This is a genomic window from Peribacillus sp. Hz7 (assembly GCF_042136355.1).
In the GTDB taxonomy this organism is placed as follows: domain Bacteria; phylum Bacillota; class Bacilli; order Bacillales; family DSM-1321; genus Peribacillus; species Peribacillus asahii_A.
Map to the genome: position 1 here is coordinate 1 of NZ_JBHHJV010000022.1, position 23847 is coordinate 23847.

The window sequence follows — 23847 nt, forward strand, 5'->3', positions numbered from 1 at the left end:
TTCCCATAGCGCAAGCTAGTAAGACCCCTGAAAGATGATCAGGTTGATAGGTCAGAGGTGGAAGTGTGGCGACACATGGAGCTGACTGATACTAATCGGTCGAGGACTTAACCTATTGTTTTGGTAACACGCAATGCTTTCCTATTATCTAGTTTTGAAGGAACAAGCCTTCTACATAATGTCTGGTAATGATGGCGAAGAGGTCACACCCGTTCCCATTCCGAACACGGAAGTTAAGCTCTTCAGCGCCGATGGTAGTTGGGGGTTTCCCCCTGTGAGAGTAGGACGTTGCCAGGCAAGCATGAGGTCAGCTGAAAAGCTGATCTTTTTTATGTTTTAGCACGAAGAAATCAATGGGAATTTTTCTTTAATCAGCATATGCCTTATAAACTTTCAAAGAGACATACACGTATCGAATACCTTTATCATACATTGTTATGAGCAGTTATCCCAGTTCTCTTAAACTATTTATATAGTAGGTATAAGAAAAAAAGTTTTTGGAGAGAATGCAGGTATGGAGGTGGAGATGTTGGAAACAACAACAACCGAAAAAACGGCAGGGGAAACATGCGTGGTTTGTGAATGTAGAAAAACATCAGGTATTCATGTATATACATCATTTATTTGCGAGGAATGTGAGCGTGAGATCATTACAACGGATACGAAGGATGAGCGGTATAAATATTATCTCAAGCAATTAAAAAAAATTACACATCCTGAAATCTTTTCGTAAGAATATATTTAGAGAATCAGAGAGTCAAGGAAACGGTCCCCTTGGCTTTTTATTATGTATAAAAGTATATCTATGGGGAGAGAAAGAAATTTTTATTTGGTAAAATAAGAATATGAATCCATGGATTGAGGGAAGAGATACATGAATCAATTACAGACACCGTTATTTAGCGCTTTAGCAGCTTTTCATAAAGAAAATAAAGTTTCCTATCATGTACCAGGACATAAAAACGGACAAATATTTATGCAGCAAGGCAGAAAGATGTATGAGTCTTTACTTCAAATAGACGCAACTGAGCTATCAGGATTAGATGATTTGCATGCACCAGAAGGTCCAATTAAAGAAGCTGAGCAGCTATTAGCTAACCTCTATGATGTGCAGAACAGTTATTTTCTTGTAAATGGTTCGACTGTAGGAAATATAGCAATGATTATGGGAACATGTGAAGAGGGGGATACTGTACTTGTCCAACGTAATTGCCATAAATCTATTCTGCATGGCCTTATGTTAGCCAACGTTAAACCGGTATTTTTACAACCAACGATTTATAAAGAGTGGGAAGTTGCTGGAGGGCTTGATGTTCAGCTGATCACAGAGGCTTTGAACTTGTATCCAGAGACAAAGGCGATTATTTTGACTTCTCCTAATTATTATGGTCTCAGTCAGGAGTTATCCTCCATTATAACAGTAGCCCATAATAAAGGAATTCCAGTATTAGTCGATGAAGCACATGGAGCTCATTTCTCTGCCAATAATCAATTTCCACAAAGTGCAATTGAAGCAGGAGCAGATGTAGTGGTCCACTCAGCTCATAAAACGTTACCTGCAATGACAATGGGCTCTTATTTACATGTGAATACTACCTTAGTTAGTAGAGAACGAATTGAATGGTACTTACAAATGCTACAGTCAAGCAGCCCATCTTATCCAATAATGGGGTCGCTTGATTTGGCGCGAGCATATTTAGCTGCTTTTACAGAGGATGATTGTCAATTCCTTATCAAGAGAATAGCTGACTTTAAGGACCAGCTATCTGCCGTTAAAGAAGTTGAAGTGTTAGAACCGCCTAAAGGTGTTGTAGCTGACCCGCTAAAGGTGAGTATTCGATCAACACAGGGACTAAGTGGTTATGAAGTACAAGCTTTACTTGAAGAAGCAGGTATTTATTCTGAATTGGCGGATCCCCGCAATGTCTTACTCATATTGCCATTATTAAAAAAGGAACAGTTTTATCCTTTACGACAGACCATTGAACAAATACAAGGAGCGTTAAAAAGGAAGAAGGGACAAAATAGTACTTCTTCTATGATTCAGTGGAAGGAAGAAGCAATCATAACAACACTAGTAGTATCTTATTCAGATATGAAGCAAATGAAAACAAAACAAGTTTTATTAAATGAAGCAATTGGTCAAGTTTCAGCAGAAATGGTCATTCCATATCCTCCAGGGATTCCTTTGATTATGCCTGGGGAAATGATTACAGCTGAGAAAGTGGCGACTTTAAAACATTTATTAGCACATAAATCCCGTTTTCACGGTGGACAAGCATTGATGAGTGGTGAGCTTATCGTTTACGAATCTGGGTCTGTCCGTTAAAATGATATACTAGCAGTAAAATAATGAACGGTGGGATAATCGATGAATCGTGGAGCATTTATTACATTGGAAGGGCCTGAAGGTGCTGGAAAAACAACGATATTGCAACTTTTAGGAGCTGCCTTAGAAAAGGAAGGACATCGTGTTGTTATAACTAGGGAACCAGGCGGAATTCCAATTGCAGAACAAATTCGAGAAGTGATTTTAAATAAAGAGAATACAGCGATGGATTCAAGAACGGAAGCTTTATTGTATGCTGCAGCAAGGCGTCAGCATCTAGTTGAGAGAATTATTCCTGCATTAGAGCAGGGAATGATTGTACTATGTGATCGTTTTATTGATAGCTCGCTTGCTTATCAAGGGCATGCACGCGGCTTAGAAATTGAAGAAATTTATAGTATTAATACATTTGCGATTGCTGATGTTATGCCAGATATAACGCTGTATTTTGATATTGAACCAGATGAAGGATTAAAGCGAATTCAAGCGAATAATCATCGGGAAGTGAATCGTTTAGACTTGGAAACAATCGATTTCCATAAAAAAGTACGTGAAGGCTATCAGCTTGTAATGAATCGATGGAAGGAGAGATTCGTATTAATTGATGCGAGTCAATCGTTAGAGGTCGTGTTTGAACAGGCAAAGCAAAGTATTGTAGAATTTTTGCATAAAAAAGGATGATAGGACAACGATTTGTCATTATCCTCCTTTCTAACAATTGATATAATGAGAAAATAATACAGTTTGTATCTGATACATGAATTTATAATACTTAAGTGAGTTGATCATTTTGAATAAAACATGGCAGGAAGCAAAACAAGTACAGCCGCAGATTATGAGGATGTTGCAAAATAGCTTAGTAAAAAAACGAGTGGCACATGCTTATTTGTTTGAAGGAGAAAAAGGAATAGGTAAACATGAAGTGAGCCATGTTTTTGCTAAAAGCTTGTTGTGTGAAGCTCCTATTGCTGGTTATGAGCCATGTGAAGAGTGTAGAAATTGCAAGCGAATCATGAGTGGAAATCATCCAGATGTTCATTATATCGAGCGAGATGGCTTATCGATTAAAAAGGAGCAAATTAAACAGCTTCAAGAGGAATTTTCGAAAAAAAGCGTAGAAGCAAATCGGAAAATCTATATGATTGCTGATGCTGATAAAATGTCCGTAGGTGCGGCTAATAGCTTATTGAAATTTCTAGAAGAGCCATCGGATGACACGGTTGCCATCTTAATGACTGAGCAAGTTCAGAGGATATTACCAACGATTATTTCGCGATGTCAAGTATTAACCTTTCAGCCGCTTTCTCCTGAGAATGTGAAACAAAAATTGATAGAGCACAATCTTCAACCGCAAATTGCCTCCGTCATTTCCCAAATTACTCAAAATGTAGAAGAAGGTTTAGCGCTGAGCCACGATGAATGGTTTGTACAAGCTCAAAAAATAGTGGTAAAATTATATGAAGTGTTAAAACAAAACCGGATGAAGGCATTGTTATTTTTACAAACGGATTGGTTTTCTCACTTTAAGGAACGAGAGCAACTAGATAAAGGGCTTGATTTACTACTTTTGATTTATAAGGATTTACTATATATTCAATTGGACAAGCGGAACTTCGTCGTGTTTCAAAATCAGGAAGAAGAGCTTGCCTCTCATGCTCTTCAGCTCTCACAAAGGCGTCTTGCAGATTGTATGGGCACTATTTTGGATACGAAACGAAAGTTGTCGTCCAATACAAATCCACAGCTGTTAATGGAACAGCTTGTGCTGAATTTGCAGGAGGGATCATGATTTGTATGATGTTGTAGGCGTCCGTTTTAAAAAAGCGGGCAAAATATACTATTTTGATCCGGGTGAAATCGATATTCCTAAGGATGACTTTGTCATAGTGGAAACCGTTCGTGGTGTGGAATTCGGCAAGGTTGTAACAGCCCGGAAGCAAGTAGGAGAAAATGATGTTGTCCTGCCTTTGAAAAAAGTGTTAAGGATTGCGGATAAAAAAGATCGGTTAATTGTAGAGGAGAATAAAGCGGCTGCTAAAGAGGCCTACGATATTTGCTGTCAAAAGGTAGAAGAACATAAGCTAGATATGAAGCTTGTTGATGTTGAGTATACATTTGATCGAAATAAAGTCGTTTTCTTTTTTACAGCAGATGGACGTGTTGATTTTCGTGATTTAGTGAAAGACTTGGCTGCTATTTTTCGAACTAGAATTGAACTTCGTCAAATTGGTGTACGCGATGAAGCTAAAATGCTAGGCGGAATTGGACCATGTGGCCGGATGCTTTGCTGTTCAACGTTTCTTGGTGACTTTGAGCCTGTCTCCATTAAAATGGCGAAAGACCAAAACCTATCGTTAAATCCAACAAAAATATCAGGCTTATGCGGACGTCTGATGTGTTGCTTAAAATATGAAAATGATGAATACGAAAGTGCAAAAGAACTGCTTCCTGATTTAGGGGAAATTATTAAAACTCCAAACGGTAAAGGCAAGGTAGTTGGGCTTAACATTCTAGAACGTGTACTTCAAGTTGAATTAATCGAACAAGACAGAGTATTAGAATATACTTTAGATGAGATTCTAAACGAGGGAGCCGTTTCTATTCAAGCCACAGATTAGTAAGGTGGTGGGTAGCGTGGATAAGAAAGAGATTTTTGAATCGGTTACGAGTATGGAAACCCAAATCGGTCAACTGTACAAACAGCTTGGAGAATTGAAAGAACATCTTGCCGAAGTATTGGAAGATAATCAATCATTAAAGCTGGAGAATGACCACTTGCGACGTAGATTAGATTTAATTGAAGTGCCAAAGGCTGCTAAAAAAGGAGCCAGCAAGGTGAAAGTGAAGTCGATAAATAGTGAGGAAAAGGCTATAGATATCGGTGAAGGGTATGATAACTTAGCTCGCATTTATCAAGAAGGTTTTCATATTTGTAATCTTCATTTTGGTAGTTTACGTAAAGAAGGAGATTGTCTCTTCTGTCTATCCTTTTTAAATAAAAAATAGCCTAGGGAGCGTTTATTTGTCTCTTTTACATGATAATATATAGTAATTCAGGGTCTGACATGTAAGCATGAGTCAGACCTTTTTTGTACGATGGAAAATGGCTAGGAGGAAACAATCTATGGTGCAACTTAGAGAAGATGAGCGACTTGATTATTTATTAGCAGAGGATTTAAGAATTATTCAAAGTCCTTCTGTGTTTGCCTTTTCATTAGATGCCGTGCTATTGTCGAAATTTGTGAATGTACCAATTCAAAAAGGGAAACTAGTTGATCTATGTTCAGGAAATGGGATTATCCCGTTGTTATTGAGTACTCGGACAAAAGGCTCAATTATAGGTGTTGAAATTCAAGAGCGGCTTTGTGATATGGCGCGTCGAAGTGTAAACTATAATGAGCTATCTCAGCAAATTGAGATGATTCATGGTGATTTGAAAGAGATAGTGAAGGAGATTGGGTATAGCAAATACGATGTAGTGACGTGTAATCCACCGTATTTTCCAACGCCTTCTCAAGAGGAAATCAATAAAAATGAACATTATGCAATTGCTCGTCATGAGATTATGTGTAACCTTGAAGACGTCATTCGAGTAAGCAGTCAACTGTTACGTCAAGGCGGAAAGGCTGCTTTTGTTCATCGTCCAGGGCGATTAATGGATATATTAAGTCTAATGAGGCAATATCGCATTGAGCCGAAGCGACTTCAGTTTGTTTATCCAAAACAAAATAAAGAAGCGAATACGATTTTAATTGAGGGCATTAAAGATGGGAACCCAGACTTAAAGGTGTTACCACCGCTTGTTGTCTATAATGAACAAAATGAATATAATCCAGACATTAGAAGGATTTTATATGGAGAGCAGTAAGCATTATTTTTATGTATTAGAATGCGCAGATACAAGCTATTATGCAGGTTATACAAATCACCTAGAACGCCGTGTAAATCTTCATAATCAAGGAAAAGGGGCCAAATATACGCGTGGGAGAACACCTGTTTCACTTATTTATTATGAAACCTTTGATACGAAAAAGGAGGCTATGCAAGCTGAATATCGTTTTAAGCAGCTATCACGGCAGAGTAAACAGAAATGGATGAAAAAGGAGGAGTAGTATGTGGCAGCAGAAAAGTTTTGAAAGAGAGGGTCTCGAGCCGGCCTTGTATTTAGTACCAACCCCTATTGGCAATTTAGAAGATATGAGCTTTCGAGCTTTACGTATTTTAAAGGAAGCAGATGTTATTGCAGCAGAGGATACAAGAAATACGAAAAAGCTATGCAATTATTTTGAGATTACAACACCGATTGTAAGCTATCATGAGCATAATAAAGAGAATAGCGGCAGGCATATGCTAGATCGACTTCGTAACGGACAGGTAATTGCTTTAGTCAGTGATGCAGGAATGCCAACGATTTCAGATCCAGGTTATGAACTAGTAAAAGATGCAATTGCCGAGCAATTAAAGGTTATTCCGCTCCCGGGGGCAAATGCAGCTTTAACGGCTTTAATTGCTTCAGGTTTAGTACCACAACCCTTTTATTTTTATGGATTTTTGCAAAGAGGGGCTAAACAGAAGAAGGAGGAGCTTCAGAGATTAAAGAAGATAGAAGCTACATGGGTTATGTATGAATCCCCTCATCGTTTAAAAGAAACATTAAAGCAGATGCTTGATATATTAGGAGACCGAAATATTGTTTTATGCCGTGAGTTGACGAAGAAGTTTGAAGAATTTATTCGTGGAACGATTAGTGAGGCATTAGCATGGGCAAATGAATCTGAAGTACGTGGTGAATTTTGTTTAATTATAGAAGGGGCCATGCCTGCCACAGAAGAGGAAGAAATCGTTTGGTGGAGTTCAATGGATTTAGTTAAACATGTAGACTACTATGTGGAAGCGAAAGGGCTTCAGTCGAAGGAAGCTATTAAGCAGGTTGCAAAAGATCGTGGGTTGCAAAAGAGGGAAGTGTATCAAGCCTATCATATTGAAGAATAAATACAAAAAAGCTACTAGATGAATCTAGTAGCTTTTTTTATATCTTATTTAGAAGCTTCGAAACTATTTTGAATTTCTTTAATAAGAATTTCAGCACCTTCACGGCTAAGAACTAATTTACCGCCTGCAAGTGTTAAGTTATCGTCAGATACTTCACCAGTTACTTGGCAAGTCATGTTTGGTTTGTATTTTTTTAAGATGATGCGCTCATCATCTACGTAAATTTCTAAAGCGTCCTTTTCTGCAATACCTAATGTACGGCGAAGCTCAATCGGAATTACCACACGACCTAATTCATCAACTTTACGAACGATTCCTGTAGATTTCATAACTAATAAAATCTCCTCTCAAATTTATAATCTATTATCTATTTTTTTATTCGTCAATATTCGACAAACTTCTTATAAACCTATAATACCAGCCATTCCCAAATACGTCAATGATTTTATTTTTTATTATTACTGTATTTTTTGAGTGGTCAAATGCCCATATATCAAGGGTTTATTGCGCTTTTTATCCTTTTTATTCCATTATTTACCGAAAAATTTTTAAAAGAAAATTGAACGTTTGATAATGGTTAGCAGAATTCGACACGGGTGTACGGCAATCGACATCTGCCAATGTTCATTATACTCATAAATTCAATATAATTCCAATGGAATGTTCAGTTTAGGTTACTTTTTTGTATATTTTTGTAAAAATATAGATTCTATCTGTATATGTATTGTTTGACGCAGGTATATTTTATTTATAAATGAGGCAATGATGATAAAATGAATGACATTGTGTCCTTTTTAAAGAGGAGTTTATGTTTTCTAGTCGCATAGATGGACAGATAGCGTTAAAATAGGGGTAGCGGTTTCATGCAGTTTAGTGATATTTATAGAACTAGATTTGCAAAAGTTGAGGAGGAAGGAAAAGAATATGAAGGATAACCAAAAGACATTTTATATTACGACGCCTATTTATTATCCAAGTGGAAATTTACATATAGGTCATGCTTATACAACTGTGGCAGGCGATGCAATGGCTCGCTATAAAAGACTGCGTGGATTCGATGTCATGTACTTGACAGGGACCGATGAACATGGTCAAAAGATTCAACGAAAGGCAGAAGAACAAGGGATAACACCACAGCAATATGTCGATAATATCGTTTCAGGTATTAAAGATCTATGGAAAAAACTTGATATTTCTTACAATGACTTTATTAGAACAACGGAAGAGCGTCATAAAGAAGTTGTTGCCAAGATTTTTAAGCAGCTGCTTGATCAGGGAGATATTTATTTAGATGAATATGAGGGGTTATACTGTACACCTTGTGAATCATTCTTTACAGAGCGTCAAGTTGAAGAAAATGATGGAAAGTGCCCGGACTGCAACAGACCAGTTGAAAAGGTAAAAGAGGAATCATATTTCTTTAGAATGAGTAAGTATGCAGACCGTTTGCTGCAATTTTATGAAGAAAATCCACAATTTATTCAACCGGAATCTCGTAAGAATGAAATGATTAATAACTTCATTAAGCCAGGTTTAGAGGATTTGGCTGTTTCGCGTACGACTTTTGATTGGGGAATTAAAGTACCAGGTAATCCGAAGCATGTTGTGTATGTATGGATTGATGCCTTAACGAATTATATTACCGCTTTAGGTTATGGGTCTAAAGATGAATCAAAGTATACCAAATATTGGCCGGCTAATGTTCATCTTGTTGGAAAAGAAATCGTACGCTTCCATACTATTTATTGGCCAATTATGTTGATGGCACTGGACTTACCATTACCGAACAAAGTGTTTGCACATGGTTGGTTATTAATGAAGGATGGCAAGATGTCAAAGTCAAAAGGAAATGTGGTCGATCCTGTCACATTAATTGATCGTTACGGGTTAGATGCGTTACGCTATTATTTACTGCGTGAAGTACCATTTGGTTCAGATGGAGTATTTACTCCAGAAGGCTTTATTGAACGTATTAACTTTGATTTAGCGAATGATCTTGGAAATCTACTTAATCGTACGGTTGCCATGATTAATAAATATTTTGATGGAGAAATTCCAGCTTATGTAGATTCAAAAGGTGAATTCCAACAGTCTTTATTAGAGATGAATAGGGAAACTGTGAAGAAATATGAAGAGGCTATGGAGAATATGGAATTCTCAGTTGCTTTGACGTCTATTTGGCAGCTTGTGAGCAGAACGAATAAATTTATTGATGAAACACAGCCATGGGTACTTGCAAAAGAGGAAGAAAAGCGCGATGAACTAGGAAGTGTAATGGTTCATTTAGCTGAAACATTACGTCGAGTGGCTATTTTACTAAAGCCATTTTTAACACAGACACCAGAAAAAATCTTTGCCCAATTAAATATTACGGATGAGATATTAAAAACATGGGATAGCTTGAGTGCCTTTGGACAAATTCCAGCTCAAACAAAGGTAGTTAAAGCAGAACCAATTTTTCCTCGATTAGAGATGGAAGAGGAAGTTCAATATATTAAAGAGCAAATGCAGGGCGGAGCTCCAAAAGAGGAATCAAAGGAAGAACCGAAAGAAATTGAAATTCCAGAAGTCGATGAAATTACAATTGATGATTTCATGAAGGTAGAGCTTAGAGTAGCACAAGTGCTAGAAGTAGAACCAGTGAAAAAGGCTGATAAACTTTTAAAATTACAACTAGATTTGGGCTATGAAAGACGCCAAGTTGTATCAGGTATTGCTCAATATTATAAACCGGAAGAATTAGTGGGCAAAAAAGTCATTTGTGTTACAAATTTGAAACCGGTAAAATTGCGCGGTGAATTATCACAGGGAATGATTCTAGCAGGAAGTAATGAAGGTGTATTATCCGTTGCAACCGTTGATGCAGCGCTTCCTAATGGCTCTAAAGTAAAATAGACAACAGGCATTTAAAGATAGAGAAAAAAGCATAAAAATGTTTCATGTGAAACGTTTTTATGCTTTTTTATGTATATTTTTACCAAATTCGATTTTTTTGTTACATATTTGTAATCGAATTGTGAAACATAAGCACTGTATTTCGTAATAAACTAATGGTAGAGAGGAAGATAGAAATGCTATTTGATACGCATGTACATCTGAACGCAGAACAATTTGAAGAAGATTTGACAGAAGTAATTAAGAGAGCACAAGAAGCGGGAGTCGCTAACATGATTGTCGTAGGATTTGATCGTCCAACGATTACAAAGGCAATGGAGTTAGTAGAAACATATGATTTCTTATATGCGGCCGTAGGCTGGCATCCTGTTGATGCAATTGATATGACTGATGCTGATTTAGAGTGGATCGAATCACTAGCAGCACATCCAAAGGTCGTAGCAATTGGAGAAATGGGACTAGACTATTATTGGGATAAGTCACCAAAAGAAATCCAAATGGAGGTGTTCCGAAAGCAAATTCGTTTGGCTAGAAGAGTGAAACTACCAATTATTATTCATAATCGAGAAGCAACAGCAGATATTGTAACCATTTTAAGAGAAGAGGAAGCATCTCTTGTAGGTGGTATTATGCATTGCTTTAGTGGCAGTGTAGAAACGGCAAAGGAATGTTTAGAGATGAACTTTTATATTTCTCTAGGTGGGCCGGTTACGTTTAAAAATGCCAAAAAACCGAAGGAAGTTGCAGCGGAAGTTCCATTAGATCGCCTGCTTATTGAAACGGATTGTCCTTACTTAGCTCCGCATCCTTTTAGAGGAAAGAGAAATGAACCGGCTTATGTGAAACTAGTAGCTGAACAAATTGCAGATATTAAACAAGTTTCAGTAGAAGAAGTTGCACGCATTACAACAGAAAATGCCAAAAAAATATTCGGCATAAATTGACAATTTTCTTCGTCAATATTTACTGGATACTTGTCCATTTCTTGTGAATTCCCAAAAATTCTACAAATCTCATGTCTATCAATGATTAATGTTGTCGAGAATTCACCCTTTTCAATTTCATAGACACTAGTCATAATAGGAACTAATTTCCTAACAATGAAAAAAACAGGTGGGTTGACATCTTGCTGAGTATGTCTTTATAATCACCGAGAGGAAGGAGGAGTTTTTCATTTTTGTAGAAACTATGAAGAACTTAGTTCCCAAGTCTTTTGGGATAAAGCGAACAACCAATGCTATTTGTAGTGTACTTGTGCTTACGATAGTGGTTGGAATCCTGTTTTATCAAGGTACAAAGCAGACGATTACTGTCATCATTGATGGGCAAGAACAAGTAGTGCGCACACATGCTGCTACTGTAGATGAGATATTAAAAGAGTTAGAGATTCAGGTCAAAGCTGAAGACTACATATTGCCTTCGAAAAACAGTCAGTTGAAAGAGGATGTACAAGTAGTCTGGAAACCTGCTCAACAAGTAGCATTACTTCAGGACGGCAAGGAAACAAAAGTATGGACAACAACTGATACAGTAGGTGAGTTGTTAAAGGAACAAGACATTGAAGTGACACAACATGATAAATTGAGTCCTGCTAAAAAGACTCCTATTAAAGAAAAAATGGAAATTTCCGTTGAAAAAGCTTTTCCACTCACTTTAGTAGTGGGAGGTAAGAAAAAGCAAGTGTGGTCAACTTCGACTACGGTCGTTGACTTTTTGACGCAACAAGGTGTGAAGCTCAATGAATTAGATAGAGTTGAGCCGAAATTATCAGAAAAAGTTCAAGCAAAGAATACAATAAACGTCACTCGAGTTGAAAAAGTCACCGATGTAGTGGAATCACCAATCGAATATGACATTGTGAAAAAAGAAGATGATTCCCTTTCAGAAGGAAAAGAAAAAATCCTGACAGAAGGGAAAAAAGGTCAAATTTCAACACAATATGAAGTCATAAAAGAAAACGGTAAAGAAGTAAAACGAAAAGTTATTGCTGAAAAGGTTATAAAAGAAAAGCAGGATCAGGTAGTCGCAGTAGGAACGAAAGCACCCACTCCCACTGCTACTTATGCAAATAATGTTAGTAGTTCATCAGGTGGAAAAGAAATATATGTTTCATCAACCGCTTACACAGCAAGCTGTAATGGTTGTTCCGGCGTGACAGCGACGGGAATGAATTTAAAGAGTAATCCACATGCAAAGGTGATTGCTGTTGATCCTAATGTCATCCCGCTTGGTTCTAAAGTACATGTTGAAGGATACGGCTATGCTGTTGCTGCCGACAAAGGTGGAGCGATTAAAGGAAATAAAATTGATGTGTTTATCCCTTCTAAATCTGAAGCCTATCGTTGGGGTGTCAAGAGGGTAAAGGTTCGTATAATCGATTAGAAGACTTTTAGCAGGAGATGATGTATCTCCTGTTTTTTATTTGTCTTTCTAGACGTATGATGCATGGGTTTTTAGATTCACAATATGTTTAACATCGCTTTTGCTTTATAATAAGACAAGTGCAAGAGCCTTGATTAGCAAGGTGATACGTATCAAGTAAGAATATATTTTGGTATCCTATACTGCATAGACGAGTGAAAACATAAAAAGGTCTCGCGATATGGAGGAAGAAATGAAAAAAATTAAGGAAATTATTGTAGTGGAAGGAAAAGACGATACCGTGGCTATTAAGCGGTCAGTTAATGCCGATACGATTGAGACAAATGGTTCAGCCGTGAATGAATCTGTTGTTGAACAAGTTCGGCTTGCTCAGCAAACACGAGGCGTGATTATTTTTACTGATCCAGACTTTCCAGGTCAAAAAATTAGAAATACGATTTCGGAGCAAGTGAAGGGCTGTAAGCATGCTTTCATTACGAAACAGGAGGGATTGCCGAAATCGGGACGCGGTATTGGTGTGGAGCATGCATCTCCCGAGGCGATTCGAAATGCGTTGAAGGATGCGCAATTAATGGAGGAAGAAGCTCCTGAAGAAATTTCGCAGCAGGACCTTGTTGATGCAGGTTTAATCGGTGGGGCAGGTGCGAAGGATAGAAGAGAAAGACTTGGCGTACTGTTACGCATTGGCCACACAAATGGTAAGCAGTTATATAAACGTTTGAACATGTTTCAAATTTCGAAGAAAGCGTTTATTGAGGCAATGGTTCGGATAAATCAGGAGGAAAAGAATGAATAAAGACATTGCAACACCTATTAGAACAAAAGAAATCTTAAAGAAGTATGGTTTTTCCTTTAAGAAGAGTTTAGGGCAGAACTTTTTAATTGATACGAATATTTTACATCGAATTGTAGACTTTGCAGAGCTGACAGAAGAAAGCGGTGCTATTGAGATTGGACCAGGAATTGGAGCTTTAACGGAACAGCTTGCTAAAAGAAGTAAAAAAGTGACAGCGTTTGAGATTGATCAGCGCCTACTACCTATTTTAGCGGATACATTGTCACCCTATCAGAATGTGAAGATTATTCATCAGGATATTTTAAAAGCCGATGTTCAGCAAGTGATTTCGGAAGAGTTTGCAGGTATACGTGATTTAATGGTTGTAGCGAACCTCCCTTATTATGTGACGACACCGATTATTTTAAAGTTATTAGCTGATCGTTTGCCGATTCGGGGCATTGTCTGTATGCTGCAAAAAGAAGTGGCAGACCGGATTGCGGCGAAACCGGGTACGAAAGAGTATGGTTCTTTATCTATCGCTATCCAATACTATACGGAAGCTGAAACGGTGATGATTGTTCCCAAAACAGTCTTTATGCCACAGCCGAACGTAGATTCTGCAGTCATTCGATTGACGAAAAGAGAAAAGCCGCTCGTGGAAGTGAAGGATGAAGAGTTTTTATTTCAGGTGACACGTGCAAGCTTTGCTCAAAGAAGAAAAACCATTTTAAATAATTTATCCAGTCAGCTTCCAAGTGGTAAGGAGAAGAAGGAGCAAATTATTGAGGCCCTTGAAGAAACAGGTATTGATCCAACAAGACGGGGTGAAACGTTAACAATTGAAGAATTCGGGCGTTTGAGTGATGCTTTATTAGGGATATTTAAATAAAGATGGAAAATCAGCTAGGGGATGACCTCTAGCTCTTTTTTATTGTCTAGCGATAAATGACTTCTTCCGCGCCTTGCTGCTGTTTCATACCTTTTGTTAGTCGAAGGGGTTTATAGACTTGTTTCATGTGAAACTACGATCTCGTGTGCCTGCCAGCTTGTGTAGCATGTTGGAAGGCTTCTGTTTTTATATTCACCATGGACTATGCTTTTGCATACTGTAGAAAGATAAAGCACCTAACTTAAAGGAATTTTTCTCATGGGGTGAGACCATGACTGTGCAGATTAATGATATTGTTGGACGAATTTCATATGAGAGCGATATATTATTTCGCGTCATCGATATTCGGGAGGTAAATGGAAAGAAGCAAGCCATTTTATATGGGGAAGAGTTTCGGCTAATTGCAGATGCTCCTTTTGAGGATTTAGTAAAGATTCAGGAAGAAGAGCGAAATGAACGCCAACGTGCGACAAAAGAGCTACAAGAGCAATCCAATCGTCTACTTACGCAGGATTTAGAATTACAGCAGCAAAAGAGCGGTTACGAATCGAGTAACGGATATCGATATGATGGGGATTATTTTCAAATACCGGGCAAGGTGCTTCATGTTGATGGAGATGCATCTTATTTACGTAAGTGTTTGGATTTATATGCAAGGTTTCATATTCCTGTAAACGGTGTATTTTGTAATGAGAAAGAAATGCCATATAAAATCGGCGGCTTATTGGATCATTATCGACCTGATATTCTCGTCATTACAGGGCATGATTCTTATTCGAAATCGAAAGGCGATATAACGGATTTAAAGGCCTATCGCCATTCGAAGGAATTTGTCGAGACAGTTCGTGAAGCACGCAAAAAGGTAGCAAGCTTAGATCATCTTATTATTTTTGCAGGAGCTTGTCAGTCCCACTTTGAATCTATCATTCAAGCTGGGGCCAATTTTGCAAGCTCTCCTTCGCGAGTTAATATCCATGCTTTAGATCCTGTCTATATAGTAGGGAAGATTAGTTTTACACCATTTCGTGAGTATATACATGTATGGGATGTGCTGCGTAATACATTAACGGGGGAAAAAGGGTTAGGCGGCATTGAAACAAGAGGAGTCCTGCGAACAGGTTTGCCGTTTAAACCTATTCAAGAAGAAAAATAAGCTGCATTCTTATACAGATGTAGCTTATTTTCATGTAGAGCAAAACAGTTGTAACAGCTTTACATAATATTTCAATAATAGTGCCATACTATGGTTAGCCAATATTTTTAATGGATTTTATAACAAAAATTATTGACAAACATTTTTAAGTGCTGATATAATTTAATATTTTATTTGCGTTTCAACCCAGAATGTGATATACTATACTTAGTGAGGTGGACCGAAAATGCCAAAAACTTTAGCTGATATTAAAACGGCACTTGATTCAAACCTAGGAAAAAGGTTGCTTTTAAAGGCGAATGGTGGAAGAAGAAAGACTGTAGAACGTTTTGGAACGTTGGCGGAAACTTACCCGGCTGTTTTTGTAATTGAGCTTGACCAAGAGGAAAATGCGTTTGAAAGAGTATCTTACAGCTATGCGGATGTATTAACGGAAACCGTACAATTAACGTTTTTAAACAAACAACAAGAAATGTAATTAGAGTAAGCAGTAAACGTTATGTTTGCTGCTTTTTAGTTTTTATAAAAAGCTCATGATAATAAAGTTTCATGTGCACACTATAGATGTAGTAGCATGCAAAAGGAGCTGTTTCAATTGAGTAGAAGAAAAGGGATTATGTCAGAAGGTTTAAAGGAAGAACTGGCAAAGGAACTTGGTTTTTACGATGTTGTTCAGAAAGAAGGCTGGGGCGGCATTCGAGCTCGTGATGCAGGAAACATGGTGAAACTCGCCATTGAAAAAGCGCAGCGTCAAATGATGGGGCAATAACAATCTTAGTCTGACTATACGACTTCATGCTATCTACACATCTAATCAGAACCAAACTCTTATTCCATGTATAAGCATAATCATTTATGTTTACATTGTGAATAATAGAGTTTGGTTCTTTCTTTAGGCGAGTCCGCTTTTCCTTTAGGTTCTTTGAAGAAATACTTAAATTTCATTTCATTGAAATTACACGGAAAAAACCTTTAGAATAGATTCAGATATGATAGAATAGGACAAGAACTTTTAAGAACGTTAAAGTAGGTGGAAATAGTGAAGCTCATGGAGAAGGCACCAGCTAAAATAAATTTGGCGCTTGATGTGCTTTTTAAGCGACCTGATGGCTATCATGAAGTAGAAATGATTATGACAACGGTAGATCTTGCCGACAGGATTGAATTGAAAGAGATTCCTGGGAAAAATATCAAAATTCTATCTCATAATCGTTTTGTGCCAGACGATCATCGCAATTTAGCTTATCAGGCTGCACATATATTAAAAGAACGGTACGATGTGAATAAAGGCGTTTCGATTACCATTGAAAAGAATATTCCGGTTGCAGCTGGACTTGCTGGAGGAAGTAGTGATGCGGCTGCGACATTAAGAGGATTGAATAGATTATGGGGGCTTGGTCTCTCATTAGATGAATTAGCGGAAATTGGCGCAGAAATTGGTTCTGATGTCTCTTTTTGTGTATATGGAGGCACGGCGCTTGCAAAAGGTCGAGGTGAGAAAATTACTCATTTACCACCGCCTCCGAATTGTTGGGTTATTTTAGCTAAACCAACGCTTGGTGTTTCGACAGCAGATGTTTATAAACGCTTACAGCTCTCTGATATGGAGCATCCAGATGTGTACGGAATGATTGCAGCGATTGAAAATAATGATTATCAAAAAGTATGCAGTGGTTTAGGGAATGTATTAGAACAAGTGACGTTACCGCTTTATCCAGAAGTAGCAAACATTAAAAATCAGATGAAAACGTTTGGAGCAGATGCCGTACTAATGAGTGGAAGTGGTCCGACAGTTTTTGGGCTAGTGGAGCATGATTCTCGTATGCAAAGAATTTATAATGGTTTGCGCGGCTTTTGTGATCAGGTATACGCTGTTCGTTTGCTTGGAACTCAGAACCATCTTGAATAAATACGTACATTAATGTTATAGTTACTATAAAATATTCGGAAATAAGACAGGGGGTGTTTTTGTGAAATTTCGTCGCAGTGAAAGACTTGTCGATATGACTAATTATTTATTGGAGCATCCAGGAGAACTCGTTTCACTAACTTTTTTCTCTGAAAGATATCAGTCAGCGAAGTCTTCTATAAGCGAAGATTTAACGATTATTAAAGAAACGTTTGAACAGCGAGGCATTGGCTCGTTAACGACCATTCCAGGTGCTGCGGGCGGTGTGAAATACATGGTATCTATCAAAGAAGAGGATGCAGCTGCCTTTATTGATGGGCTGTGTGAGACGATTGCAAGTCCGGAGCGATTACTTCCAGGCGGCTACCTATATATGACAGATATTCTAGGTGACCCGCAAACGGTAAATAAAGTGGGGCGCATTATTGCGGCTAGATATGCGAAAGCGAATGTTTCTGTTATTATGACGATGGCTACAAAAGGGATTTCGCTTGCTTATGCGGTTGCGAATTATTTGAATGTTCCCGTTGTGATTGTTAGAAGAAACAATAAAGTAACGGAAGGTTCGACGGTGAGCATTAACTACGTTTCTGGTTCCTCCAAGCGAATTCAAACGATGGTTCTTTCAAAACGAAGCTTAGTGGAAGGTTCTAATGTGTTAATTGTAGATGATTTCATGAAAGCTGGCGGAACCATGAAAGGCATGGTAAGTTTGCTGGAAGAATTTAAAGCAACGGTAGCAGGTATTGCTGTACTTGTTGAGTCTGAACATAATGAGGAACGTCTGATTGAAGATTATATATCATTAATTAGATTGTCAGAGGTTGATGAAAGAGATAAAAAAATTAATGTAAGCCGCGGCAATTATTTTCTAAATGATTGAATAAAGGGGGAAATGAATATGAAAGCAGTACATACAAATGAAGCACCAGCAGCTATTGGTCCATATTCGCAAGGAATTATTGTTAATAATGTGTTTTACAGCTCAGGTCAAATTCCACTTACTCCAGCTGGAGAGATGGTAACAGGCGATGTAAAGGAACAGACTCATCAAGTGTTCAGCAACTTACAAGCCGTTTTAAAAGAAGCAGGAGCGTCATTTGAAACAGTTATTAAAGCTACGGTTTTTATTAAAGACATGAATGATTTTGGGGCAATTAATGAAGTGTACGGAGAGTATTTTTCAACACATAAGCCAGCCCGTTCTTGTGTAGAAGTAGCTCGCCTTCCAAAAGATGCATTAGTTGAAATTGAAGTAGTTGCGCTCGTCAAATAAGACGAGCTTTTTTTATAAGTATTAAAAAAATATAAATAAATCCTAAATTTTCTAAAAAACTTACAATTGTTAGAAGGAGTTCTCCTTTTTTTGTTGAATTACTTATTTAAAGTTTCATAACAACAAATAGGGATGGTGAACTTAATGGAAGTAACTGACGTAAGATTACGCCGTGTAAACACGGATGGACGCATGAGAGCAATCGCATCAATTACATTGGATAATGAATTTGTTGTTCATGATATTCGTGTGATTGACGGAAACAATGGTTTATTTGTTGCAATGCCAAGTAAACGTACTCCAGATGGAGAGTTCCGTGATATTGCTCATCCAATTAATTCCTCTACACGCGGTAAAATTCAAGAAGCTGTCTTAACAGAATATCATCGTTTAGGAGAACTTGAAACGGAATTAGAGGAAGCAGGAGCTGGCGCTTCGTTAGCTTAAAAAATCAATAAAATTTGCATCTAGGAGCCTACTACTTAGTAAGGCTCTTTTTATTATGGGCTATGTTAATGGAATATTGTTGATTTATACGAATGCTGGCTCATTCGTGTGAAACCGCAGTGTCACCCGTCTTCATTCATTTCCCCCTCTACTCTCCAAAACTCCTGCTTATTTGAAAAATAGGAAGAATTTATCTCCCCCAAAATTGATAATAAAAGGTACTTTTAATTGTTACCTTGAAATGAGCCGCTATTTAAGATAATATTTTTAATGGATAAAAAGGTTAAAATGGAGGCCTGTTATGAGGAATCGGTATGCAATAATATTGGCCGCGGGACAAGGTACAAGAATGAAATCAAAACTATACAAGGTTTTGCACCCAGTCTGCGGAAAACCAATGGTACAGCATGTTGTTGAACAAGTCAATCAACTTCAAATAGAAGAGATCGTAACCATTATTGGACACGGTGCCGAGCAAGTTCAAAAACAACTTGGTGATGTGTGTCAATATGCTTTGCAGGCTGAGCAGCTTGGAACAGCGCATGCAGTGATGCAGGCTGAAAGCGTTTTAGCTAAGCAAGAAGGAACAACTCTTGTCATTTGCGGAGACACGCCTTTAATCAAGGCGGAAACGATGGAGGCACTTGTTACTTTGCATGAAGAAACAGGAGCAAAGGCGACGGTTTTAACAGCCTATGCAGAGAACCCTGATGGCTATGGTCGAATTATTCGCAATGCCAATGGACTTGTCGAAAAAATTGTCGAACATAAGGATGCGTCGGACGAGGAACGTGCTGTAAAAGAAATTAATACAGGTACGTATTGCTTTGACAACCAGGCGTTATTCCAAGCGTTACAACAAGTTTCGAATGACAACGTGCAGAGTGAATACTACTTGCCTGATGTTATTGAAATTTTGAAATCTGCACAAGAGACTGTAACTGCATTTCAAACAAAGGAATTCGAAGAGACCTTAGGTGTGAATGATCGTCTTGCTTTGTCACAGGCAGAGCAGATTATGCGTAAGCGAATTAATGAAACCCATATGCGTAATGGAGTGACGATTATCGATCCTGCAACAACGTATATTGAATCCGGTGTTAGTATTGGTCAAGATACAACGATTTACCCAGGTGTAACGATTGCGGGTCAAACAGCGATTGGAGAAGATTGTGTGATTGGACCGCATTCGGAAATTAAAGATTGCGAAATTGGCAAGGGAACGCATATTCATCAATCTGTTGCTCATTCCAGCAGCATTGGAAGCAATGTGAACATTGGTCCGTTTGCTCATATTCGACCACAATCTGAAATCCATGATTCCGTCAAAATCGGTAATTTTGTTGAAATTAAAAAGACAATTTTCGGTGAAGGCAGCAAAGCATCTCATTTAAGCTATATTGGCGATGCAGAGGTAGGAAAAGGCGTCAATATCGGATGTGGTTCGATTACGGTCAATTATGATGGTAAGAAGAAGCATTTGACGAAAATTGAAGATGATGTATTTATTGGTTGCAATTCAAACCTTGTAGCGCCTGTAACGGTTGGGAAGGGTGCCTATGTGGCAGCTGGCTCAACGATTACAGAAGACGTACCAGGTGAAGCATTGTCTATTGCCCGCGCTCGTCAGATTAACAAAGAAGATTACGTGAAAAACTTAAATTCTAATAATTAACCTATGGAGGTCATCATGTCAAACCAGTATTTAGATCCTAATTTAAAAGTGTTTTCATTGAACTCGAATGTTGGGTTAGCTCAAGAAATTGCTGATGCTATTGGAGTAGAGCTTGGTAAGTGTACGGTAACAAGTTTTAGTGATGGTGAAATTCAAATTAACATCGAAGAAAGTATCCGTGGTTGTGACGTTTTCGTCATTCAATCTACTAGCCAACCAGTTAATGAGAACTTAATGGAACTTTTAATTATGATCGATGCTTTAAAACGTGCGTCAGCAAAGACTATTAATATTGTTATGCCTTACTATGGATATGCGCGTCAAGATCGTAAAGCTCGTTCTCGTGAGCCAATTACAGCGAAATTAGTTGCGAACCTTTTAGAAACAGCTGGAGCACACCGTGTTGTGACGTTAGATCTTCATGCACCACAAATTCAAGGTTTCTTCGATATTCCAATTGACCACTTAGTAGCTGTGCCACTTTTAGCTGATTACTTTGGTGGAAAAGAATTAGAAGATATCGTAATTGTTTCACCAGACCATGGTGGTGTAACACGTGCTCGTAAAATGGCAGATCGCCTAAAAGCACCAATTGCTATTATCGATAAACGTCGTCCAAGACCGAACGTAGCAGAAGTTATGAACATCATTGGTAATATTGAAGGGAAAACAGCAATCTTAATCGATGATATTATCGATACAGCGGGTACAATTACACTTGCTGCAAATGCATTAGTAGAGAGCGGTGCGAAAGAAGTATATGCATGCTGTTCACATCCAGTTCTTTCAGGTCCTGCCATTGAACGTATCCAAAATTCAACGATTAAAGAGCTAGTTATAACAAACTCTATTGCTCTTCCGGAAGAAAAGAAAATCGAAAAAATTACTGAGTTATCTGTAGCACCTTTAATTGCTGAAGCAATTATCCGTGTTCATGAAGAGCAATCAGTAAGTACATTGTTTGATTGATGATATAGATAGGTGTAAAAAACAGTGAGCGGCTTCGCTTGCTGTTTTTTTATGCATAAATTGGATACATAAGGGGAAAGATGATGTAGACTAGCTTGAATTTTTATAAAACTGGGAAGGTGAAGATGAAGATGAGCCATGTACTAGTAGCAAAAGAGCGGACAGACTTCAAACAATCTACATTAAGAGAATTGCGTGAAAATGGAGAAATACCAGCAGTAGTTTACGGAAGTGAGAATGGGAGTCAAGCAATTTCCGTGAATTATGCAGATTTGAAAAAAACATTGAAGGAAATCGGTCGAAATGGCATTATTTCATTAAAGTGCCAAGGTGAAGAACATCAGGTTATGCTTTCAGAATATCAATCTGATCCGTTAAAGCACGAGATGTATCATGCTGATTTTCTAATCGTTGATATGTCGGAGGAAGTACAAGTAAATGTACGAGTTAATCTCGTCGGTCAATCAATTGGTGTAAAAGATGGCGGAGTACTTCAGCAGTCTCTCCATGAAGTAACCGTTACTACGACGCCAGGTAACATTCCAGAGTCGATTGATGTTGACGTGACAGAGCTTGAAGTGAATGAAACACTGTATATTTCCGATTTAAATATGAAACAAGGTGTAACGCTTAATCATAGTGGTGACGAAGTAGTGGCCTCTGTCCTAGCCCCTCGCCAAGAACGAGAAATTAGTACGGGTGAACAACAAGAAAGCGGCATACCGACAAATGAAGAAGGGCGTGAAACAGCCGCTTCTCCAGAATCTCAAGCGTAGAGATTACGTCGGCTTCCTTTCTTTGTTTTAGATAAAAAAATAAACATGGTATAATAGGCGTAACACATTATGGGTTGCGCTTTTTTATATGAAGGCTTTGTTATACTGTGATGCAACGTTTGATTCACAGTATTGCTTTACATAGCCTATATGAAAGACAAGGTAAATAATCAATAGCTTCATATAATCCTGTTATATAAAAGGGTAGAGATATATCCTTTTAGGTCTTGTGAAGCTTGCATTCCTCTAGAGATATGAGATACTATTTTTACTAATGTTTCCAAAAATGTATATAATAAAAGGTGACTCCATGAAACTTAGTTGTAACGGAGTGTGAAAAATGAAATTAATCGTAGGGCTGGGTAACCCTGGAAAACAATATGAAAAAACACGACATAATGTCGGGTTTGAAGTAATAGATGCATTATCTGATAAATGGTCTATTCCTTTAAATCAAGCAAAACATAAAGGAATATATGGGATGGGTGTAATCGATAACGAGAAAGTAATTCTGCTTAAACCGTTGACATATATGAATTTATCTGGTGAATCTATTTCAGCTGTTATGAGTTTCTTTAAAGTAGAAGTGGATGATGTTGTCGTGCTATATGATGATTTGGATTTACCTCCTGGGAAAGTTCGTCTGCGTCAAAAGGGAAGTGCTGGTGGGCATAATGGGATTAAATCAACCATTGCTCATCTTGGTACACAAAACTTTAACCGAATTCGGATTGGTATTGGTCGGCCGTCTGGACCGATGGCTATTTCAGATTATGTATTGGGGAAATTTACATCTGAGGAATGGCCAGATATTATGAACACCGTTGAAAAAAGCGCTAATGCATGTGAAGCTTGGTTAAAGACGCCTTTTTTACAAGTAATGAATGTATATAATCAATAATGTATGAGGAAAATATCTTTCTTGCTTAATGAATAAAAATCCCTTATTTCTGTTCATACTAATGGCAATACAGTATAGGGGGTTACTATATGGCTCTCCATTATCATTGCCGTCATTGTGGAATCAAGCTGGGTACTATTGAAGAACAGCAGATACAAGCGGCACAGTTAGGGTTTAACCAGCTGAGTGATGAAGAAAGGCAAGAGATGATCGTTTATGACTCCTCTGGAAACATTCAGGTTAAGTCGATTTGCGAAGATTGTTACGAATCATTGCAAAGAAATCCAGAGTTATATCAAAACGATTATATTATTCATTAAGCGGGAGGAGCTTTGGATAAATTCCAAAGCATTTTTCCGTTTGTTTTCATTTACTAATATTGCAAAAAAATCAATAGCATCATATAAAGGATTCTTTCAGTTAGTATATTGACTGTGCGAAGCCGTGTTGATGATTTTATAATTTTTGGCACATTT

At 37.8% G+C, this 23847-nt stretch carries 27 protein-coding genes and 2 rRNA genes; 28 read left to right on the forward strand and 1 reads right to left on the reverse strand.

Translation table 11 applies throughout. From position 1 onward, the window contains the following. The 11 genes from ACE199_RS19770 to rsmI all read left to right on the forward strand — a co-directional run. A 23S ribosomal RNA gene (locus tag ACE199_RS19770) occupies positions 1 to 115 on the forward strand; the annotation flags it as partial. A gap of 66 nt (positions 116 to 181) precedes the next feature. Then, positions 182 to 297 (forward strand): 5S ribosomal RNA (gene rrf / locus ACE199_RS19775). 229 nt (positions 298 to 526) lie between these two features. After that, positions 527 to 733: a sigma factor G inhibitor Gin gene (locus ACE199_RS19780; protein ID WP_252282879.1), complete on the forward strand. Its 207-nt coding sequence runs from the start codon at positions 527 to 529 to the stop codon at positions 731 to 733. A gap of 141 nt (positions 734 to 874) precedes the next feature. Further along, complete coding sequence (locus ACE199_RS19785; RefSeq protein ID WP_375351283.1) at positions 875 to 2329, forward strand: aminotransferase class I/II-fold pyridoxal phosphate-dependent enzyme; 1455 nt, start codon at positions 875 to 877, stop codon at positions 2327 to 2329. Between the two features lie 42 nt (positions 2330 to 2371). Further along, positions 2372 to 3010, forward strand: coding sequence for a dTMP kinase (gene tmk, locus ACE199_RS19790; RefSeq protein ID WP_375351284.1), 639 nt, complete (start codon positions 2372 to 2374; stop codon positions 3008 to 3010). A 109-nt stretch (positions 3011 to 3119) separates the two neighbouring features. Next, complete coding sequence (gene holB / locus ACE199_RS19795; protein WP_119117784.1) at positions 3120 to 4118, forward strand: DNA polymerase III subunit delta'; 999 nt, start codon at positions 3120 to 3122, stop codon at positions 4116 to 4118. Position 4119: 1 nt separating this feature from the next. Continuing rightward, the gene (locus tag ACE199_RS19800; RefSeq protein ID WP_127758599.1) at positions 4120 to 4947 is read left to right on the forward strand and encodes a PSP1 domain-containing protein; all 828 of its coding nucleotides are present in this window, start codon (positions 4120 to 4122) and stop codon (positions 4945 to 4947) included. A gap of 16 nt (positions 4948 to 4963) precedes the next feature. After that, positions 4964 to 5335, forward strand: a complete 372-nt coding sequence (gene yabA, locus ACE199_RS19805; RefSeq protein ID WP_252288156.1) for a DNA replication initiation control protein YabA — start codon at positions 4964 to 4966, stop codon at positions 5333 to 5335. A 118-nt stretch (positions 5336 to 5453) separates the two neighbouring features. Continuing rightward, a complete protein-coding gene (locus ACE199_RS19810) occupies positions 5454 to 6197 on the forward strand; it encodes a tRNA1(Val) (adenine(37)-N6)-methyltransferase (RefSeq protein ID WP_119117781.1) in 744 nt (247 codons plus the stop codon). Then, the gene (locus tag ACE199_RS19815; protein WP_127758601.1) at positions 6184 to 6441 is read left to right on the forward strand and encodes a GIY-YIG nuclease family protein; all 258 of its coding nucleotides are present in this window, start codon (positions 6184 to 6186) and stop codon (positions 6439 to 6441) included. The genes ACE199_RS19810 and ACE199_RS19815 overlap by 14 nt, the downstream gene beginning before the upstream one ends. Before the next feature lies 1 nt (position 6442). Next, entirely contained in the window at positions 6443 to 7321 is an 879-nt protein-coding gene (rsmI, locus tag ACE199_RS19820) for a 16S rRNA (cytidine(1402)-2'-O)-methyltransferase (RefSeq protein WP_375351285.1), read from the forward strand. A 44-nt stretch (positions 7322 to 7365) separates the two neighbouring features. Here rsmI and ACE199_RS19825 read toward each other — a convergent pair whose 3' ends face one another. Next, a complete protein-coding gene (locus ACE199_RS19825; RefSeq protein ID WP_119117778.1) occupies positions 7366 to 7650 on the reverse strand; it encodes a transition state genes transcriptional regulator AbrB in 285 nt (94 codons plus the stop codon). A 595-nt stretch (positions 7651 to 8245) separates the two neighbouring features. Here ACE199_RS19825 and metG point away from each other — a divergent pair. From metG to fin, 17 genes are all read left to right on the forward strand, one after another. Further along, complete coding sequence (gene metG / locus ACE199_RS19830) at positions 8246 to 10216, forward strand: methionine--tRNA ligase (RefSeq protein ID WP_375351286.1); 1971 nt, start codon at positions 8246 to 8248, stop codon at positions 10214 to 10216. A 176-nt stretch (positions 10217 to 10392) separates the two neighbouring features. Continuing rightward, positions 10393 to 11160, forward strand: coding sequence for a TatD family hydrolase (locus tag ACE199_RS19835; protein ID WP_375351287.1), 768 nt, complete (start codon positions 10393 to 10395; stop codon positions 11158 to 11160). Between the two features lie 244 nt (positions 11161 to 11404). Beyond that, positions 11405 to 12598, forward strand: coding sequence for a resuscitation-promoting factor (locus tag ACE199_RS19840; protein ID WP_375351288.1), 1194 nt, complete (start codon positions 11405 to 11407; stop codon positions 12596 to 12598). Between the two features lie 232 nt (positions 12599 to 12830). Beyond that, the gene (gene rnmV / locus ACE199_RS19845; protein ID WP_375351289.1) at positions 12831 to 13394 is read left to right on the forward strand and encodes a ribonuclease M5; all 564 of its coding nucleotides are present in this window, start codon (positions 12831 to 12833) and stop codon (positions 13392 to 13394) included. Then, positions 13387 to 14265: a 16S rRNA (adenine(1518)-N(6)/adenine(1519)-N(6))-dimethyltransferase RsmA gene (gene rsmA / locus ACE199_RS19850; protein WP_375351290.1), complete on the forward strand. Its 879-nt coding sequence runs from the start codon at positions 13387 to 13389 to the stop codon at positions 14263 to 14265. Before rnmV ends, rsmA begins: the two co-directional genes overlap by 8 nt. Before the next feature lie 271 nt (positions 14266 to 14536). After that, positions 14537 to 15418 (forward strand): sporulation peptidase YabG, encoded by an 882-nt coding sequence (gene yabG, locus ACE199_RS19855; protein WP_127758608.1) that lies wholly within the window; start codon positions 14537 to 14539, stop codon positions 15416 to 15418. Between the two features lie 226 nt (positions 15419 to 15644). Further along, a complete protein-coding gene (gene veg / locus ACE199_RS19860) occupies positions 15645 to 15896 on the forward strand; it encodes a biofilm formation stimulator Veg (RefSeq protein WP_119117770.1) in 252 nt (83 codons plus the stop codon). A 117-nt stretch (positions 15897 to 16013) separates the two neighbouring features. Further along, positions 16014 to 16187, forward strand: a complete 174-nt coding sequence (locus ACE199_RS19865) for a small, acid-soluble spore protein, alpha/beta type (RefSeq protein WP_119117769.1) — start codon at positions 16014 to 16016, stop codon at positions 16185 to 16187. 270 nt (positions 16188 to 16457) lie between these two features. Beyond that, a complete protein-coding gene (ispE, locus tag ACE199_RS19870; RefSeq protein ID WP_252292478.1) occupies positions 16458 to 17327 on the forward strand; it encodes a 4-(cytidine 5'-diphospho)-2-C-methyl-D-erythritol kinase in 870 nt (289 codons plus the stop codon). 61 nt (positions 17328 to 17388) lie between these two features. Further along, positions 17389 to 18210, forward strand: coding sequence for a pur operon repressor (gene purR / locus ACE199_RS19875; RefSeq protein ID WP_252288185.1), 822 nt, complete (start codon positions 17389 to 17391; stop codon positions 18208 to 18210). Positions 18211 to 18228: 18 nt separating this feature from the next. Then, entirely contained in the window at positions 18229 to 18603 is a 375-nt protein-coding gene (gene ridA, locus ACE199_RS19880) for a 2-iminobutanoate/2-iminopropanoate deaminase (RefSeq protein ID WP_119117766.1), read from the forward strand. A 144-nt stretch (positions 18604 to 18747) separates the two neighbouring features. After that, a complete protein-coding gene (gene spoVG, locus ACE199_RS19885; RefSeq protein WP_119117765.1) occupies positions 18748 to 19050 on the forward strand; it encodes a septation regulator SpoVG in 303 nt (100 codons plus the stop codon). Between the two features lie 301 nt (positions 19051 to 19351). Next, on the forward strand, positions 19352 to 20725 hold the full coding sequence (gene glmU / locus ACE199_RS19890; protein ID WP_375351291.1) for a bifunctional UDP-N-acetylglucosamine diphosphorylase/glucosamine-1-phosphate N-acetyltransferase GlmU: 1374 nt from the start codon (positions 19352 to 19354) through the stop codon (positions 20723 to 20725). A 15-nt stretch (positions 20726 to 20740) separates the two neighbouring features. Further along, positions 20741 to 21694, forward strand: a complete 954-nt coding sequence (locus tag ACE199_RS19895) for a ribose-phosphate diphosphokinase (RefSeq protein ID WP_127758612.1) — start codon at positions 20741 to 20743, stop codon at positions 21692 to 21694. Between the two features lie 131 nt (positions 21695 to 21825). After that, entirely contained in the window at positions 21826 to 22470 is a 645-nt protein-coding gene (locus ACE199_RS19900; protein ID WP_375351292.1) for a 50S ribosomal protein L25/general stress protein Ctc, read from the forward strand. Between the two features lie 340 nt (positions 22471 to 22810). Continuing rightward, the gene (gene pth / locus ACE199_RS19905; protein ID WP_375351293.1) at positions 22811 to 23371 is read left to right on the forward strand and encodes an aminoacyl-tRNA hydrolase; all 561 of its coding nucleotides are present in this window, start codon (positions 22811 to 22813) and stop codon (positions 23369 to 23371) included. An 89-nt stretch (positions 23372 to 23460) separates the two neighbouring features. Further along, the gene (fin, locus tag ACE199_RS19910; protein ID WP_127758615.1) at positions 23461 to 23691 is read left to right on the forward strand and encodes an anti-sigma-F factor Fin; all 231 of its coding nucleotides are present in this window, start codon (positions 23461 to 23463) and stop codon (positions 23689 to 23691) included. Positions 23692 to 23847: the final 156 nt, after the last annotated feature.